This is a genomic window from Prosthecobacter sp., from assembly GCF_044226605.1.
Classification (GTDB): domain Bacteria; phylum Verrucomicrobiota; class Verrucomicrobiia; order Verrucomicrobiales; family Verrucomicrobiaceae; genus Prosthecobacter.
In genome coordinates this window covers 201,643-219,767 of record NZ_JBGAGS010000009.1, presented here as the reverse complement: position 1 = coordinate 219,767, position 18,125 = coordinate 201,643, and the positions used below count along the sequence as shown (strand labels likewise).

Here is an 18,125-nt window from a genome sequence, read left to right as displayed (position 1 = left end):
TTCAGATGGGAGAGGTCAGCAAATCCGCCAGCTCTATGGGCAGCGGCAGGGCAGGGAGGTGAAATGCGCGAAATTCATCCGCACCCGCGCTGTCCGCCAGCAGCAGACCGGTGCGATGAGACAGCAGCTGATGATCGCGCAGCAGCGTCATGACCAGCGCCGCATCTTGTGGAGGTGCTTCGGTGCTGGCAGACGGCAGTGCTTCCAACGAATCGCATGGGGCGACACCCACCTCCAAAGTGGTGAGCGTGCCGTCATGGTCGTGCAGCAGCCAGGTTCCGGTGAGCGGCTGCAAAAGATGCACTACATTCAGTCCGACGGCCCAGAGACCGGTTTGAAAGGGGCTGAGGTAGTCGCTGATCTGAGGGGTCATCCTCACCTCGGTGCCCCAGTGGCTTTGCAGCAGTGTTTTCACGAGCTGCTGAATCACCATGGCATGCTCCAAAGCACAGGAGCCCTGGCCGCGAATGATGAAACCCACGGCCTGATCCTCGTAGGGCTCGGAGGCCATCAGCTCCAGGAGGGAAAGCTCACGCAGGGCAGCGAACAGCGGCGTCTCGATGATGTCGTGATCTTGTGTGTCGGATTCGGCAAAATGGCTGTCATGCAGTTCGGCCTCTTTTTCACGAGAGAAGCGAGGGTCACTGAGACTGTCATATTGCCGCATCAAAATTTTCACCGGCTTGGCGCGTGAGACGGACATCGCGCGGCCTTGCCTGGCGGGTTTTGAATGGAGGCTTGATTCCGCGGCGGTGAGCAGGCGTTCGACGCGTTTTACTTGTTCGCGGCAGTGGTAGTAGCGTTCCTGGGCGGGAGTCAGCGCGCCGAGTTCCACGGTGCCTTTGGGGGCATGGGTTTCGATTTGATCCGTGAGCCGATCCAGGGCGTCATTGGCGGCGTCCAGCAGGGCGTGCTTGTCCACTTCATCGCGGGAGAGGCGTTCGGGCCAGAACACGGTGCGTGGAGCGGGGTGCAGGGCCTGTGTGTGGAGGGAGAACTGGTCTGCAATGCAGCGCAGTTCAATGCGCAGCGGAACGCCGGGGGCGCGGGCGGCGAGATCGGCGGCGAGGGGCTGTGCGACTTCGCGCTCGATCACACGTTTCAGGGCGCGAGCGCCGAACTGGGGGTGATGACCCAGGTCCACCAGCCTGTCTGCGGCGGCGCTGGTGAAGCTGAAGAGGCACTGGCGCTGGCGCAGGCCATCGCGCTTCAGCACCTCGGCCAGCAGACGGCTGGCGATGGCGGCGAGGTGTTCGCGGCTCAGCTCACGGAAGGGCAGCACGCGGTCGAGGCGGTTGAAGAATTCGGGGCGGAAAAATTTCTCGGAGGCTTTGATGTAGCTGGCTTCCACCTCAAGCTCCTTTGTGGCGCCAAAGCCGAGGTGCGATCCGGCCTCGCGCACGCCGAGATTGGAGGTGAGCAAGATCACGCTGCTGGTGAAATCGGCTACACGGCCCATCGCATCGCTGAGGCGGCCTTCATCGAGAACACCGAGCAGCATGTCGAAGACTTCGGGTGCGGCTTTTTCGATCTCATCAAAGAGTACCACTGAAAATGGCTGGCGGCGCACGGCACCGGTCAGCAGGCCGTCGGGCTGGGAGGGGGTGCCGGTGAGACGCAGCACAGCGCTGGAGTCCACCATTTCATTCATGTCAAAACGCAGCAGGCGGTCGGCGTGGCCGAACAGGTGCTGGGCCAGCGCCTTCGCGCACTGGGTCTTGCCCACGCCAGTGGGGCCGAGCAGCAGGAAGGCGGCCAGCGGCCGGCGCGGATCATTCAAGCGCGCTTTCAGCTTCAGCAGCACATCAGCAAAGGCGTGCAGCACTTGATCCTGACCGGACACCTGCTGCTGCAGAGCTTTGACGATGCCGTCGCGATCCAGTGACTGGGACTGGTCGAGCATGGAAAGCTGCAGGCCGCTGCGGTCGCGAAACTCCTCCAGCGCCGCGGCGCGGTCACAGGGTTTGTTGGCGTGCTTCACGGCCAGCCGATGGAGAAAGCCGGCGGCCTTGCCAGGAAAGGCGGCATCGCTGGCAAAACGGCGGTGCAGTTCATAGGCTGTGGGCACCACATCGAGCGTGAAGGCGCAGTCGTGCTGGCGCTCCAGCTCACGGGCCACGCTGACGAGAATGCGCAGCGTGTCTGCCTCGCCCGGCTCCGACACGGGCACGACGTGAAACAGATCTGCGAGCGAGCGATCACGCTCGCGCAGGACGCGCCATGATTCAGGGGTGATCTCGGCGAGCAGGCGCATGGAGCGTTTTTCCAACCGGGGCTTGAGAAGCTGAGCCACGTTCAGATCACTGCTGGCGCTTTGCCCGGCGGTGAAGAGGCCGGGGAGGTCTTCGAGATAAAGGACGGAGTCGCTGCGCTCCACGTGGTCGCAGATGGCCTGCACGCGGTGCTGCCACTGGCCGACATAGCTCATGCCGCTGATCATGCGCATGGGAGAGACGAGCCAGACGTTCCGCCGGCGCGTCCATTCCTTGTCCGCCATCATGCGCCAGACGAGTTCCTGCACGAGGGCGGTCTTGCCTACCTGACGTGGACCTACGAGGAGAATCGCGCGCTTGTCCGGCAGGCGCAGCCAGCGCTCAAGGTCGGCCACCTCGGCATCGCGGCCGATGGCGCGGGGAAGGTCATCGGGATAGAGCGAATTGAGGAGGCGGCCCACCTTGCGCAGTTCGGTTTCGCCGTCGGGTTTCTTGTCTTCACCTCCGAAGATGGAGGCGCGTTTGGCAGGTTTCAGCTGCAACGCATTGATGACAGGCCTGACCTTCACCTCGATGGCGGTGAGGCGCGCCTTGCCGGAGGCAGGCAGGGCGAAGTCGTCCAGGTCCACGAGGTCGCCGTTCTTCTCCAGCTCGCGGCAATGCTGGGTGAGCACTTCGGCGGCGCGCTCGTTCAGACGCTGGTCCTTGAGCACCTCAAAATGCAGCTCCGGCAGCCGGGGCGTGAACCAGAGGGTGCGCCCGAGCGCCTCGTAGCCCGCGAAGAAGAAGCGCCGGTGGTGCGAGCCGCCCTTCAGCTCGATGCGCAGGTCCAGCGTGGTCGTGGTATATTCTGGCAGCAGGCACCAGCGAGCCAGATCGTCATGCCGGGTGGCGCGGGAAAGCTCCAGCAGCTGCGTTTGCAGATCCGCCTGCAGCTGCGTCAGGGCGCGCTGCAGTTTTTCCGATTTGCGCAGCGGCTCCTGCTTTTGCAGCGGGCGCACCACAAACAGCGGCTCCTCGCCACCGCCGCGTGGCTGCTCCTCGATGTAGATGGGCAGGGTGATCGTCATGCCATGTCCTCCACGGCTTTCACCAGCCTTGCCTCAATGAGACGGCGCACCGCAGCGTCCGGCCCGATGCGCGCCCAGGGCGAGCCGCCCATGACGGCGTCAGTGATGGTTTGTTCATCCACATTGAAGATGCGGCGTGGTCTGACCGCCTTGTCCGAGATGGCACCCGCGCGGTGGATGCCCGCGGGCGGCGTGTATTCCGCGAGGCTAGTGCCGCCGGCCTCCACGAGGCAGAGATGGTGCACGCCTTTGGCGAGGTGCTTGTGCAGACCGGCTTCCAGCGTGAAGCGCGGGTGAAACAGATCTCCGCGCAGATGAATGAGGGCACCGACCCAGCCACCCGGCGGCTTTTCCATGGGAGCGCTCAGTTTTTTAGGCGGCTCGCGGCGCGGTTTGCTGTCTGGCAGATCATGACCTTCGGGAGGCCGCACAAACTCGAAGGCCACAAGCCTGCCCTCCAATGCGGCAGCGTGATCGAGGTAAATGCTGATCATCTGCTGCATCCAGTCGCGGTGCTCGCTGTAGATGGCGACGACGACGTCATCCGGGTGCGGGAAGCTGAAGCGGAAGAGATCGCGCTGCAGGTGCAGCTGCTCGGTCTGGATCTCGTTTTGGTTTTGCTGCAAGGCCGCCGCATCAAAACCGCCGGCGAGATGAAAGGTGCCGAGCGTGTCGGTCTCCAGCGCATCCATGCGCAGCGTGAGGGCGCTCAGCGCAGAAAGTACACGGCGCAGGTGACCGAGGCGCGCCAGGCGCGCCTGCTCCTCCGGGCTGAGCCAGCTTCGTCTGGCGCTGCGGCGCTCCAGCATGGCCAGCAAAGGCACTTCATTCTCCAGTGCGGACACGGTGGAGCTGCGCGCCAGCTTGGACAGACGCCGGCGCATGGCGAGCACGGCATCTGCCAGCACCACGGCACGCTGGGTGGCAGCCGCGTCTTCTCCGGCCTGACGCTGGCGTACCTCGATGGCGAGACTGTTTTTGACGACCGTGACCGCAGCCACGAGCGGCTGGCGATGGCGCACTTCGTTCAGGGCCTCGGCCAGCGGCACCATCAGCTCTTGCTCCAGCACACGCTTCAGCGGGCGCGCGCCGTATTTGGGGTCGTGGCCACGTGCGGCGAGATGCTCCTCCACCCCGGGGCCGAGGCGCAGATCGACATCCCGCAGGCGGATGCCGTCGCGCTGGCGCAGGAGATCCAGATGCCGGCGGGTGACGCGCAGCATGAGGTCGCGGCTGAGCGCGTGAAAGCGCAGGATGGCGCCGAGGCGGTTGTAAATCTCCGGGCGCAGGAACTGGCGTGCGGCCTCGTCAAAGTGTGCGCCACCGTCATCGCCCTCGTTTTTGGCAAAGCCCATGGAGCCGCGCTGAAACTCACGCGCGCCGAGGTTCGAGGTCATGATGACCACGGTGTTGCAAAAATCTGCCGAACGTCCCGCGGCATCGGTGAGACGACCGTCGCCGAGGATCTGCAACAGCAGATCAAAGAAGGCGGGATCTGCTTTTTCAAACTCATCAAACAGCAGCACGCTGAACGGCTGCTCGCGTACACGCGCGGTGAGCAGGCCCTCCGCCTGACCGAGGCCGCCGATGAGGCGCTGTACGGAAATCGCATCGCTGAACTCGCTCAGATCAAAACGCGCGAGACGGCTGGCGCTGCCAAACAGGAATTCCGCGAGTGATTTGGCCAGCTCCGTTTTGCCCGTGCCGGTGGGTCCGACAAAGAGGAATGAAGCCAGCGGCTGCCTGGGGCGGTTCAGGCGCGCCTTGATGGTGGCCAGCAGATCGAGCACGGCTTCCACAGCCTCCGGCTGGCCGATGACGCGGTGGGTGAACCAGGTGCGCGTGGCATCCAGATCGAGCGGCAGTTCATCTTTGAGCAGCACTTCGGGCAAACCCGTTTCGCGGGTGAATGCGGCGGTGACTTGCTCAAGCGTGAGGCGCGTTTTTTGATCGGCTGGCTGTTCGGTGACGAGGGTGGTCAGAAAGCGGATGGGCCGGCCGGGATTGGCCGAGTACGTGGCGTAACGCTGATGCAGGCGGTGCAGCCAGTCGAGCGCGGGAGCTGACTGCGCATGGTCGCTGTCCTTGCGCGCGAGATGATGAAACACCTGCGTGAGAATTTTTCGCGTGATCGCAGGCGCTGGCTCCGGCACACGGACATGGATGAAGGCGCCCGCGATGTGGGGATCGCGCCGCTCGATGATGGCGAGCTGCTCCGGGGTGCACTCTGCGATGGCGAGCAACTCACCGCGTGCGATGGAGGGGCGCAAAAAGCTGGCGATGCTCTGCGCATTGGCACTGTGCTGGCCGACTTCCATCAGCTCGACGAGACTGCCGAGATGCAGCACGGCCTTCTCCCTGGAAGCCTCACGGCACAGCTCGCGGCAGCGCTCCTGCCACTGGCCAAAGCCGGACTGGCCTGCAATGAGCTGGGAGCCGCTGGTGCTCCAGAGATTGAGCGCGTGGGTGCGCGCCAGCTCACGCACGGCTGCCGTCTTGCCGACTCCGGGCGGGCCGATGAGCAGGACGCTGGCAGGCTGCCGTGCCTCCAATGCCTCGCGCATGAGGTGCAGCGTGGCCTCCATTTCAAACGCGGGCATGACGCGGTGGCGTCCCAGCTTTTGCGCCACTTCGTTGAGCACGGACTTCGTTTTTTTCTCGCCGTCCTTGGACTCTTCCAGATCGCGAGGGGAGGGGATGCATGCCGAGACGCTGATGGCCTCCACACTCAGGGCCTTCACGCATTGGGAGAGCACGAGTGCTTTCAAGGACACCTTTTTCACGCGATCCACCAACGTGAGGCGCACATGCGCCTCCACGCGCGCAGGGATCTGCTCAGGCTTTGCAGCGATGACCTGCACGCCGAGCACAGGTATGAACGCCAGGTGAAGATCGTCTGCCTCAGTCCAGGTGATGTAGTCAAAGCGCAGCTCCACCGGCGTTTTCCAGTCCGCGCGTTTTTTCGCCGGCTCCAGCGTGAGGGTGAGCTGCTCCACGCGCGCGTCCTTGCCCGTGAGGCGGCGGTGCAGCGATGATGCGGGCACCGCCTCGGCATTGTTCAGGAGCGTTCCGATCTTTGAGCGAAGGCCCACGGCGGCACGACCTGCCTTGTCGCCGAGGCTCGAGACTGAGGGGAAGCCATGAGACTCCACCAGCTCCAGGTCATCGCCTAGGCTGAGAGTGACGGCTTGGACATGGAACGTCTGCGCAGGCATGCGTCAAAGAAGTCGCCCATGCTCCCGAAAGCCACGCATGAGGCAAGTCCCATCACGTGCAGCATGGACAAGGCTGCACGAAATGTCCGGGCGAGATTTCTTTGAGCGTAAGATCCATGCCGACGCTTTGCTCCCATTTGGGGTGCTTCATGCGGTGGCCGAAGGCGCAGCCGGGAGGGGGATTGATGGGGCTGGGGACATCGCCGCGCAGGAGCTGGCGCTCGCGCCGCTGGGTCGGATCCGCGACTGGGATGGCATCGAGCAGCGCCTTGGTGTAGGCGTGGCGGGGGTTTTGATAAAGCTCGGTGGCGGGGGCAAGCTCCATGATCTTGCCGAGGTACATCACAGCGACGCGGTCGCTCATGTGTTTCACGACATTGAGGCCGTGGGCGATGAAGAGGTAGCTGAGGCCCATGTCGCGCTGGAGATCGAGCATGAGATTGAGGACCTGGCTTTGCACGGAGACATCGAGCGCGGAGACGGGTTCGTCGCAGACGATGAGCTTGGGCTTCAAGGCGATGGCACGGGCGATGCCGATGCGCTGGCGCTGGCCGCCGCTGAACTCGAAGGGGAAGCGGTCGGCGGAGGCGGCGCTGAGGCCGACTTTGTCGAGAAGGTCGGCCACCCATTGCCTGCGTTCGTCCTTCGTGCCGATGTTCTGCACGATGAAAGGCTCCTCCAAAATGTCGCGCACGGTGTGGCGTGGATTGAGCGACTCGGCGGGATCCTGGAAGATCATCTGCATGTGCCGGCGCATCGGGCGCAGCTCCCCCATGCGGGCATGAGTGATGTCCCGGCCTTCAAACTGGATGCTGCCGCCGGTGGGCTTGAGGAGGCGGACGATGGCTTTGCCGAGCGTGGTCTTGCCGCAGCCTGATTCGCCGACAAGGCCGAGCGTCTCGCCGGCATTGAGGGAGAAGCTCACGCCATCCACGGCTTTGCAGGAGGCCACGGCACGCCGCAGCAAGCCGCCGCGCACGGGGAAATACTGCTGGAGGTTTTGGACGGTAAGAAGGCTCATGCGACGCAGATGGGGCAGTTCTCCACCCAGTGGTTCGGAGAGATTTCGACAAAGGGAGGGCGGGTGTTCAGGTGTGCCTCGGTGTGCAGGCGGCCGGAGCGTTCGCCAAAACGGCAGCCGGGTTTGAAGTCGGCGATGCCGGGCACGTTCCCCTGGATGGCCTTCAGTTTCGTTTTGGGCGTGCTGTCGAGGCGCGGGATGCTATCCAGCAGGCCCTGGGTGTAGGCGTGACGAGGGCTGGCAAAAAGATCATGCACGCCGGCGCGCTCCACGATGCGGCCCGCATACATGACGGCGACTTCATCGCACACCTGGGCGATCACACCGAGATCATGCGTGATGAGCACCACGCTCATGCCCATCTCCTTCTGCAGATCGGCGATGAGTTCGAGAATCTGCGCCTGCACGGTGACATCGAGCGCGGTGGTCGGCTCGTCGGCGATGAGCAGCTTCGGCTTGTTGATCAGCGCCATGGCGATCATCACGCGCTGGCGCATGCCACCGCTGAGCTGGTGCGGGTATTCATTGAGGCGCTGCTCCGGTGCTGGAATGCGCACCTTCTGCATCATGTCGATGCTGCGGGAGAGCACCTCGCTCTTGCTGCATTGCGTGTGCAGCAGAATCGCCTCGGCAAGCTGACGGCCCACGGTCTGCACGGGGTTCAGCGCCGTCATCGGCTCCTGGAAGATCATGCTGATGTCGTTGCCGCGCACCTTCTGCATTTCTTCGAGCGGCAGAGACACGAGGTCACGACCTTCAAAGCGGATTTCGCCCCCAAGAATCTTGCCATGCGGCTGCGGCAGCAGGCGGGTGATGGAGAAGGCGGTGACGCTCTTGCCGCAGCCAGATTCACCGACGATGCCAAAGGTTTTGCCACGCGGCACATCGAAGCGAATGCCATCCACGGCCGTCATGCGGCCCGCGTCGGTGTCGAAGGCGGTGACGAGGTCTTTGACTTCAAGAATGGAGGCGGTGGCACTCATTATTTTCTCTGGTAAGCGTCAAACACGCGGGTGACTTCACCGAAGTCTTTGCCTTCTTTCATGGCCTCTTTCGTCTCGCGTTTGATGTCCTCGTCGATCCAGAACATGTGGGCGTCGAGGGGTTCACGGCTGGCCCTTGCATTGCCGTTTTTGGGCCACTGAACCCAGCGCCAGGAGAGGTAGCGGTAGAAAGGAGATTCCCAGGCGGGAATGACACTGCCGCGGTCTTCAATCAGCTTGGCAAGCTCCCACGAAAGTTTTTGCACTTCGTCTTCTGTCTGCGCAAGGCGATGTTTATCAATGAGGGGATCGAGAGCCGGATCAGCGGTCTGCGTCATGTTGTTGGTATCGGTGACGATCTCACGCTTGCCATCTTTGCCGATTTTGAAGGCGTTTGAAGAGTGGTAATCATCCCAGAAGCGTGGATACGGAGGGCGCGCACCGAAGCCGGCGAAAGCCATCTCATGCTTCTTTTGATCGAGCTTCTTGTACATTTGCGTGCCATCCAGCCCTTCGATGTTCATCTCCAGGCCTGCTTTTTTGGCTTCCTCCTTCAGGCGCAGCATGATGGGCATGACCGTGCCGGTGTTGAAGGTGGTGAGCGTGAGCGACAAGCGCCTGCCTTCGGCGTTTTGCAGGATGCCATCCGGTCCAGGGATGGTGTAGCCAGCCTTGGCGAAATACTCACGAGCCTTCACTGGATCGAAAGGACGCGCCCGCAGGTTGGGATTGGTGTATTTGCCGAACCCGGAGACGGTGCTGTTCATGCGTGTTTTGTCACCGCGGAAATCCACCTCGATCACCTTGTCGAAATTCATGGCGTAATTGATGCCAAGACGCACATCGAGATTGTCGAGCGGGGGCTTGCTCTCGTTGAGCCGGATGCCCCAGGTGACCTGGGGGTATTCGTTGTAGAACTTGTGCCGCTCGATGTAGCCGTGGTAGATCTCGGGGATCTCCGTCTTGTCATACCAGTAGCGTGGCAGACCGGCGAGGAAGGTGTCAAACTGGCCCTGCCGGAACATCTCAAAGGCCTTGTCCTGGCTGGCGACAAACTTATACTCGACGAAGTCCACGTTGTTGATGTAGCGGAAGTTCTTCAGATCCCGTGCCCACCAGTCTTTGACGCGGCTGAGGGTGATCGAACGGCCCCGCTTCAGCAAGGCAGGATCGATCACATAAGCGCCGGTCACGGGAGTGATGCGCCACTGGTAGCGTGCGGGGAAGTCTGGACCGAGCTCGCGGAAGAAATGCTGCGGCGAAGCTGGCAGGTCCGCATACCAAAGAGGATCGGGCTTCGGCTCCGGAAGGGTGATGGAGAGGGTCTTGTCATCATACTTGGCGATGGCGGCAAATTCCTTGGTGTACCAATCATTGTACCAGGGGTCTTTGATATGCGGACTGGTCATGACAAAGAAGGTCATGAAGAAGTCTTCCACCATCACCGGCTTGCCGTCGGAGTAGGTCAGGTTGTCCTGAAGACGGTAGTAAACCGTCTTGCGGTCCGTGGAGATGGCCCATTCTTTGGCGAGACCTGGAATCCATTCATCTTCATCTGGATGACGTATGACGAGGCTGATCTCGACATTGTCGTGATGCTCGCCACGAAAGGCATTGCTGGCATCCGGCCCGACTTTGCGGAAGGTGGGAGGGTAGGAGGGGTGCCATTCGTGGAAGGTCCCCCCCTTTTTGGCACGTGGATCGCCGAACTCCGGCACGTTGGCCCCGTTTTCCCATTTCAAATCCGGAGGGAGGTCCGCGGGCGTCTTCCATTGGAAGAACTGGGGCTTGGATTTCCAATAAGCCTGAACCTCCGCGGTGTTGTCGTAGGGAGGGAAGCGATCGTCCGTCTTGGACTTTGAGCAGGCGGAGATGAGGGCAGCGCAGAGCAGAACACCAAGCGCACGAAGCGTGTGCTTGAGGTGGAAGGCAGCGGGCTGCGGGCGATGCTTCATTGGTAAGTGGTGAATTTTTTGGGATCGAAGGCCTCGCGCACGGCCTCGCCGACGAAGGTGACGAGCACGAGCACCAGCGTCATGGCAAAGAAGGCGCTGCTGACGATCCAGGGATAGTTGAAGTCTTCCGTGCCTTCATGCAGCAGGCGTCCCCAGCTCGGCTCTTCAGGCGGCAGGCCAAAGCCGATGTAATCCAAGCCTGCCAGGGCCGTGATGATGGCCGCGACTTCAAAGGGGGCGAGCGTCACGAGAATGGCGATGCTGTTGGGCAGGATGTGCTTGAAGATGATGCGTGTCGTTCCAGTGCCAAGCAAGCGCGCCGAGGCGACGTAATCCCGCGCCTTTTCCCGGAGCACGGCGGTGCGGATGTAAATGGTGGTGCCCATCCAGCTGAAAAAGGCAATGACACCCACGAGCACCGGCAACGAAGGGCTGATGACCGAGCTGATGATCATGACGACAAACAAGAAGGGCAGAACGGAAAGGATTTCGATCACACGCATGCCGATCAGATCCAGCACGCCGCCAAAGTAGCCGAGCGCCCCCCCTGCCGCCACGCCCACACAGAACACGAACGACACAAACAACACCGAAGCGATGATGGACTGCTGCATGCCGCCGAAGAGTATGGCGAGGACATCGCCGCCGCTGGAAGTCGTGCCGAGGAAGTGTCGGCGTGAAGGTGGTGACGGCGGATAGATGACGGTCAGCATCTTGCCATCGGTCTGAGACTCGAGCGCGGCCGCCTTGCCCTCCGAATAGTCGGTGTAGGCGGTGCGCTGCCCCTTGTCGAAAACGCCTTTCTCCACCTGCTCATTGTTCAGGTCCCAGCCGCGCATCTCGCCCTGCTTCAAGCCATGGCGAAACACCCATTCCTGACGCTTCTGCTCCGGCTTGTCACGAAAGGTGGTGTAAGCACGACCGTCGAAGGGTTTGGAGTCATGCACATGGTAGGCGATGCCGTCGCGCAGCTCGACGTCTTCAATGGTCTCCGGCGTGTCGAGCTTGGGATCGTAGGGAACCAGCGGCAGCAGCACCCAGTTGCCCGCGCCTTTCTCACGAAACAGCCGCTGCAATTCGCGGTAGTCGGTCTCGGAGTCGTCCTTCAAGCCGAAGGTGGTGCCCGGCAGCACGCCAGTCACGAAAGGGAAATAGAAGCGTCCTTCATAACGGACGGCAAGCGCCCGCTTGCCTACGATGAGGCTGTCCAGCGAAGCCAGGCCGACGAGACCCAGCAGCACAAGAAAGGAGACATAACCACGACGGATGTCACGGAAACGGCGGAACTGCTTCAAGGTCAGGGGACTTAACTGCCAATGCCGCCTGCCTTTCCAAAGCAACCATCCTCCGGTCAAAGCCAGGAGCACCAGGAGCACCCAGCCAAACACGGCGGCGCTCAGGAACGGGATCTTGAAGACGGGCACTGACAATGACAGCCCGCGCATCAATGCGCTTAGAGCCGCATAGAGAAGTATAATGATGCCTGTGGTGCGAGGGGACATGGGGGAGTTACTCGAAGCGAATGCGCGGATCCGTCAGCGCCACAAAGTAGTCAGAGAGAATATTGCCGACGATGAGCAGCAGCACTTCGATGACGAGAAGACCCATCACCACCGGGTAGTCACGGTCCAGGATGCTGGTGTAGCCCAGCATGCCGATGCCATTGATCTCAAAGATCATTTCGATCAGAAACGATCCGGCCAGGAAAATCGAGACCACGTGGCCGAGTGTCGTCGCCAGGGGGATGAGGGAGTTTCTCAGCGCGTGCGCCAGCACGGCGCGCTTGAAGCTTGCGCCTTTGGCGATGGCGGTGCGCACGTAATCGGTTGCGAGATTGTCCATCAGATTGTTTTTCACCAGCATGGTCATGAAGGCGAAGCCGCCGATGAGGTAGCAGAACAGCGGCAGGAAGGCATGGTGCGCCACGTCCCAGATTTTGCCGCCCAGGCTCAGGGAGTCGAAGTTTTCACTGATAAATCCGCCGGTGGGGAACCAGTGGAGGCGTGCCGCAAGATACACCACGAGCACGCTGGCCAGCACGAATCCGGGGATCGCATAGCCCACAAAAATGAGCACGGAGCTCACGTTGTCGATCACAGTGCGGTGCCGGATGGCTTTGAGAATGCCAAGGGGTATGCAGACAACATAGGTGATGAAAAACGAGGCCAGGCCGTAGAAAATGGAGATGGGCATGCGCTCACGGATCATCTCCGAGACGTAGTCGTTGTAGCGGGTGGAGATGCCCAGGCTGCCTTGGAGGAGGCCGTCGAACTTGGGGCGGAAGATCTGGACGCGGTTCTTTTCTTTCTCTGCGCGCGTCCTCCAGTTTTCCACATCCGTGGCATTGCCGGCGGTCAGTTTGCCATCGCGCGTCACTTTGGCCTGGACGATGCGGTAGGCATTGTTGGGCTTCCATTGTTCGCGCGGAAGAAGTTCCTGAAGCGTCACGGCCTGCTCCTGGACGTCCTTGTCAAACTTGATGAAGCGCTTGTCCCCTTCTTTGGGAAGCACCCCGAGCCAGGCGAGGTAGGCGGGGACGAACGACCGGTCAAATCCGTAGTAGGCGGCCATTTCTTCCTTTTGCTCCTCACTGAGAGAGGCCCCGGCGTCCTTCATGCCACGCTCTGCCTGCATGGAGGCGGCTCTTTGCAGCGCTGCCTCCAGCGGTCCGCCGGGGGTGATGCGGGTGATGAAGAACACCACCAGGGTCGCGCCGATCAGGGTCGGAATGATGAGCAGGAAGCGGCGGATGAAGTAGTCGCGCATGCGGCGGTTGTCGGGGAGGAGAGGAGGAAAATCTCAGACAATACGGCGCTGGGCACAAGGATTTGTGTGTGATTTGCAAAGAACGACAGGATGCGAACGGATGGAAAGGGGTTTAAGCATGGGGGAACTGCATGAAATCGATCCCTGCTCTGCTGGCGCTGTGTCTGCTTTCCTCGTGTGCGATGCCGCTGCCGTTTCTGCCGATGGCGCCGCGGAATCCGGCGGCGGATGTGGCGGTGCCGGTGCAGTTTCGGGCGGGGACGCCGCATGTGATGGGACGCGTGAACGGGAGCAACGCGATCCCGCTGCTGCTGGACACGGGTGCCACGCTGAGCGTGTTTGAGCCGGAGGCGGCCACGAGCTCCGGCCTGACACCCACCGGCGGGCGCAGGGTGCAGGTGCGGGGCGTGCATGGCACGACGGGGGCGAGCCAGGCGCTGATGCGGACCCTGGATCTGGGAGCATGGCACACGACGAATGTGCCGTGCCTGGTGCGTGGCAGCCCGAGTTTCCGGATCGGAGGGCTGGGCAGCGCCATCCTGGGAATGGATCATCTGCGCCGGCAGTGCAGCTTCATGACGATTGATTACCGCAGCAGCGCGCTGGAGCTGGGGTTTTCACGACCGTTTCAGCCCACGAGCGGGGTGGTGACGCGCACGCCGCTGCGCTGGGTGAATGGCATGCCCATTGTCCGGGTGAGCTGCGGCGGGCTGGTGTGGGATGCGGTGGTGGACTCGGGTTCGTCCTGGGGCATCGTGATCGACCAGAGCACCGCGGCAAAGCTGGGTCATGCGCATGATGGCATGCGCATGGGGGAAGGGCTGATCCTGAGCGGTGTGGGCGGCAGCGTGACGGCGGAAAAGGCAGGTGCGCGCACCATCCGGGTGCCGGCGGCCACGCTGTGCGGGGAGACGCATCCAGGGGCGGTTTTGTATGTGATGCCCGGGCCCAAGCGCATCGGTTCGAGGTTCTGGCTGGGCACGCGCCTGACGGTGGATTTTCGCGGAAATGCGCTCTGGCTGGAACGTTGAACAAAACTCTTGTGAGCCGTGGCGGTTGAGAGCTACAACCCTGACATGGACAGATTCTGCCGTATGCTCCGTCTGCATTTTACCGGTGTCTTCGAGAAGGCGCTGATGGCCGCCGCGATGGCATGCCTCGCGGGTTGTGCCGAGACCTTTGCGATCAGGAACGAAACGGTGCCGGAGGAGTTGCAGAAGAAACTGCAGGCGCAGGCGATGCCAGCCTCGCAGGTCAAGGTGACGCCCAAGGGCGGGGTGAGCATCAGAACCCAGAGCGTGCCGCCGCCGGAAGGAGTGCTCCAGGTGCCGATGTATTATGAGCGCGGCGTGCCGTACATCAAAGTCAGCCTCAACGGGCACAAGGAGAAGAAGTTCATGTTCGACACGGGAGCGACGTACAGCGTCTTTGATGCGGAGCAGGCAGTGGATTACGGGCTGCGCACGGTGCCGCAGGTGCGGCCCAAGATGGCGGGCGTGCTGGGGACGGAGCCGGGCATGGCGGCTTTCATTCCCACGCTGCAGATCGGCGCCTGGCGGCTGGAAAACCTGCCCTGCATCATCCGCATGCAGCGCACGGCCATCGGCACCGGCATCCTGAAGGAGAAGCTGGGGATCTCCGTGCTGGGCGTGAATCTCGTCGCCCGCCACTGCAAGTACCTGACGCTCGATTTTTTGAAGGAGAAGGTCGAGTTTGGTTTCAGCCGCAGCTATGCGGGGCCGGTGCGCAAGCATGTGCACAAGGCGAGCCTGAACATGAGCCATGGGGTGCCGACGACGCTGCTGAAATACGGCAAGATGTCCTGGGAGGCTGTGGTGGACTCCGGCTCCGTCTTCGGCGTGCAGCTGGACCGGCGCATCGCGGAAGTCCTGGGTTACAAGAACGGCGGGTGGCATGTGGGCGGGAACTACCTGATCACCGGAGTGGGCGGAGCGCAGACGCCGAAGGAGGCCAATGTGCGGGTGCTGGAGTTTCAGGCGCTGGGCCTGTTTGGTTCCTATTATCCGTTCGCGCAGGTGGATGTGATGCCGGGTCCCTCGCGTCTGGGGACCTACCTGCTGGAAGACTACCGTGTGACCCTCGACTTCGAGCACAAGGTGCTGTGGGTGGAGTGGGGATGAAAAGCGAGGCAGACTGATCTGGAGTGCTCGCTGTCTCAGGCGGAAGAACGAGCCTGTCTGATAAACGAGTGAATTAAGTCCGACACTGACGCAGCATACTAGACTTCATTCAAAATGCTTGTCAGCGGGCAGGTTGCCTTTATGGGTCGCCCGGTCATTCTCCCAAACACTGTGAAAACACTTCTCTTATCCAAACCGCTGCAGGTTGCGTTATCGCTCATGGTTCTCTGCTCGTGCCGGACCTACCAGGTGCAGCCGGTGCCCAATCCTGAAACAGCACGGGTGCTTTCCAAGAAGGATCGGGAGGCTGCGCGGAGGATCGAAATCTACTTTGACGGGACTTCGAATGACTGGGCGGGGAGGACGAATGTGCGCCGACGCTTTGAGGTGGCGGCCCAGCCGGAAGACCCTTCACGGCCCTGCCTGTACATTGAGGGGGTGGGCACCGACAGTCTCAGCGGCAAGATCTTTGGCGTCGGGATGAAGTCGCGGGTGCTGACCGCGTACAAGTTTCTGGCCCGCAACTGGAGGCAGGGCAATGGCAAGTCTGCCGATGCCGACCAGATCCTCGTCTTCGGTTTCAGCCGGGGGGCCTTCCAGGCGCGCATGCTGACCGGCATCATGGCGCATTGCGGCCTGCCCAACATGCCAGCGTGGGCAGGCAGGGCGTCCTCCAAGCTCAGCAAAGAAGACGAGAAAGCCCTCGACCGCCTGGCGGAGGACGTGTGGGACTACTGTGAGAAGAACCTCACCGATCCAACCCAGCAGGAGGCCGCCGGCGGCCCTGCCGTGTGGCGCAGCCGTCTGGCCGCCAACCAAAAAAGTCTCCAAGAAGCGATGCGCCAGCGTCATCCCCAATTTCAATGGACGCACCCGGCGATCAAACTGCTGGCCATCTGGGACACCGTGCCGGGACTGCCGTTTTCAAAGCTCAGCTCCCTGGGCGAGCCCGAGAAAGGGCGGCAGCTGTACAAAGTCCGGCCTTATCCCAATGTGGAAACCGTGGTTCATGCGCTCTCGCTTGATGACCGCCGGAGCAAATTTGAGCCGCTGCTGGTGGGTGCGCCGGTGGATCCTGCCGCCACCAATGTTTATGAAGTCTGGTTTCCCGGCGTGCACTCCGATGTGGGCGGAGGCTACAAAGACTCCAATGACATGGCCGGCATCTCGTTCAACTGGCTGCACCGCATCATGAAGCAGCGCGGCATCAGCACCAAGCCGACGATTGTGTATGATGACGCGCTGGCGATCATGCACCACCCGGAGGACGCGTGGATGCACCGCCTGACCAGCGAAAACGTGGCGCGCAAAGTCCCTGCGGGAGCGTGGATCGATCGCACCGCTTTTCGCCGTGCGGATGGGGAAAAACACCCCGAGGAGGGACGGAGGTACAAGCTTTATGCGACTTCAAACCCCGTGGCAGGCGGACCTGCCGCCGGCCAGATCCTGAAGGTGTCTGAAGCGGGCAAAGGCCGCCAGGCCCAGGAGGACTACCTCCGCCAGCTCGGCCTCGTGCTCCACGATGACATTGCCGACTATGAGCAGTCCCTGCCCGAATCGGGGAAGAAGGCAGCGGGTCCGCTGTCCATCAGCCAGATGGCGGCTGCCTGGCATGAAGCACCCAAGGGAGCGAAGAAAGAAACGCCAGCACCGTCAGCCAAACCGTGAAGCAGAGCCGATGAAGCAGACCTATCCGCCCCGGCAAGGCAACTCTTGGCGGGGCGGTTCTGAAAGAATGCTTCCAAAAAGGCAGGATCTGCGGCGACGAATCGGGAAAAACGCCCGGAAAGCGAGATTTTTTTGCGACGGGTTCGCAACAAGACAAGTCTTGCATACAAAAGTTCAAAAAAATTACAGATGACGGTTGCAAACCTGCTCACGGCTTTCTATTCTGGATTCCCTTGTGAAATTTTTCACAAGCTCATCTGCCGACACTTTCTATGGGTAACTTTTTTCCGCGTTGGACCAACTGGCTGCCGCTCAAGCTCGCCATTGCCGTCGTGTTCATTGCCTTCGGCGTGAGTGCCGGCATTGCCTACTACTTCACACCGAAATACACACGCGTAGGTTATGAACCGACGCAGCCGGTGCCGTTCTCACACAAAATTCACGCAGGCCAGCTGGCACTCGACTGCCGTTACTGCCACAGCTTTGGTGAGACCTCGAGCCACTCGAACGTTCCCACGAACCAGACCTGCTTCAACTGCCACGGCCCGGGCAAAGGCAACATCCGCAGCAATTCTCCCAAGCTGGAGATGGTCGTGAAGGCCAACGAAACCGGCAAGTCCATCCCCTGGGTCAAAGTCCACAAGGCTCCTGACTACGTTTATTTCAACCACAGCGCCCACCTCAACCGCGGCATTTCCTGCGTGAACTGCCATGGCAAGATCAACGAGATGGAAGTCGTGCGCCACGACCAGCCGCAGTCGATGGGCTGGTGCCTGGACTGCCACCGCAATCCTGAGAAGAACCTGCGCCCGCTGGAGCAGATCACCAATCTGAACTACAAGCCGAGCGACCTGAAGCGTGCTGATTTCTACCAAGGCCTGATCGACAAGAAGGTGGCACCGAGTGAAATCGCCACCACCATCGCCGGCGAAGGCGCCACGGCCAATGGCATCGAAGACATCCTCGCCCTGGCTGAGAAGACTTACGGCAAACAAGTGACCCAGACTGAAGTGGGCACCCAGATCAAGAAGCACTGGCAGATTCAGCCGCCGGAATCCTGCACCGCCTGCCACCGCTAACCCGCCGCCCCTTT

At 61.7% G+C, this 18,125-nt stretch carries 11 protein-coding genes; 4 read left to right on the top strand and 7 right to left on the bottom strand.

What is annotated here, in order from left to right; translation table 11 throughout:
• Position 1: 1 nt before the first annotated feature.
• Genes ACILSO_RS14375 through ACILSO_RS14345 form a run of 7 tightly spaced genes read right to left on the bottom strand, consistent with a single transcriptional unit; the run spans position 2 to position 13,223 of the window.
• Complete coding sequence (locus ACILSO_RS14375) at positions 2 to 3,283, bottom strand: AAA family ATPase (RefSeq protein WP_395738119.1); 3,282 nt, start codon at positions 3,281 to 3,283, stop codon at positions 2 to 4.
• Complete coding sequence (locus ACILSO_RS14370; protein ID WP_395738118.1) at positions 3,280 to 6,498, bottom strand: AAA family ATPase; 3,219 nt, start codon at positions 6,496 to 6,498, stop codon at positions 3,280 to 3,282. Before ACILSO_RS14370 ends, ACILSO_RS14375 begins: the two co-directional genes overlap by 4 nt.
• 52 nt (positions 6,499 to 6,550) lie before the next feature.
• Positions 6,551 to 7,519 carry an ABC transporter ATP-binding protein gene (locus tag ACILSO_RS14365; protein WP_395738117.1) on the bottom strand — a complete coding sequence of 323 codons (969 nt, stop codon included), beginning with the start codon at positions 7,517 to 7,519 and terminating at the stop codon, positions 6,551 to 6,553.
• The gene (locus ACILSO_RS14360) at positions 7,516 to 8,502 is read right to left on the bottom strand and encodes an ABC transporter ATP-binding protein (protein ID WP_395738116.1); all 987 of its coding nucleotides are present in this window, start codon (positions 8,500 to 8,502) and stop codon (positions 7,516 to 7,518) included. The genes ACILSO_RS14365 and ACILSO_RS14360 overlap by 4 nt, the downstream gene beginning before the upstream one ends.
• Positions 8,502 to 10,457 carry an extracellular solute-binding protein gene (locus ACILSO_RS14355; protein WP_395738115.1) on the bottom strand — a complete coding sequence of 652 codons (1,956 nt, stop codon included), beginning with the start codon at positions 10,455 to 10,457 and terminating at the stop codon, positions 8,502 to 8,504. Before ACILSO_RS14355 ends, ACILSO_RS14360 begins: the two co-directional genes overlap by 1 nt.
• Positions 10,454 to 11,959, bottom strand: coding sequence for an ABC transporter permease subunit (locus ACILSO_RS14350; RefSeq protein ID WP_395738114.1), 1,506 nt, complete (start codon positions 11,957 to 11,959; stop codon positions 10,454 to 10,456). The genes ACILSO_RS14355 and ACILSO_RS14350 overlap by 4 nt, the downstream gene beginning before the upstream one ends.
• 7 nt (positions 11,960 to 11,966) lie before the next feature.
• Positions 11,967 to 13,223, bottom strand: a complete 1,257-nt coding sequence (locus ACILSO_RS14345) for an ABC transporter permease (protein ID WP_395738113.1) — start codon at positions 13,221 to 13,223, stop codon at positions 11,967 to 11,969.
• A 131-nt stretch (positions 13,224 to 13,354) separates the two neighbouring features.
• Between ACILSO_RS14345 and ACILSO_RS14340 the strand changes: the two genes are divergently transcribed.
• The 4 genes from ACILSO_RS14340 (at position 13,355) to ACILSO_RS14325 (ending at position 18,111) form a co-directional block, all read left to right on the top strand.
• Positions 13,355 to 14,254, top strand: coding sequence for an aspartyl protease family protein (locus ACILSO_RS14340; protein ID WP_395738112.1), 900 nt, complete (start codon positions 13,355 to 13,357; stop codon positions 14,252 to 14,254).
• 63 nt (positions 14,255 to 14,317) lie between these two features.
• A complete protein-coding gene (locus ACILSO_RS14335) occupies positions 14,318 to 15,364 on the top strand; it encodes a retropepsin-like aspartic protease (protein ID WP_395738111.1) in 1,047 nt (348 codons plus the stop codon).
• Positions 15,365 to 15,583: 219 nt separating this feature from the next.
• Positions 15,584 to 17,032, top strand: coding sequence for a T6SS phospholipase effector Tle1-like catalytic domain-containing protein (locus ACILSO_RS14330; protein WP_395738110.1), 1,449 nt, complete (start codon positions 15,584 to 15,586; stop codon positions 17,030 to 17,032).
• A gap of 272 nt (positions 17,033 to 17,304) precedes the next feature.
• Positions 17,305 to 18,111, top strand: a complete 807-nt coding sequence (locus tag ACILSO_RS14325; RefSeq protein WP_395738109.1) for a cytochrome c3 family protein — start codon at positions 17,305 to 17,307, stop codon at positions 18,109 to 18,111.
• Positions 18,112 to 18,125: the final 14 nt, after the last annotated feature.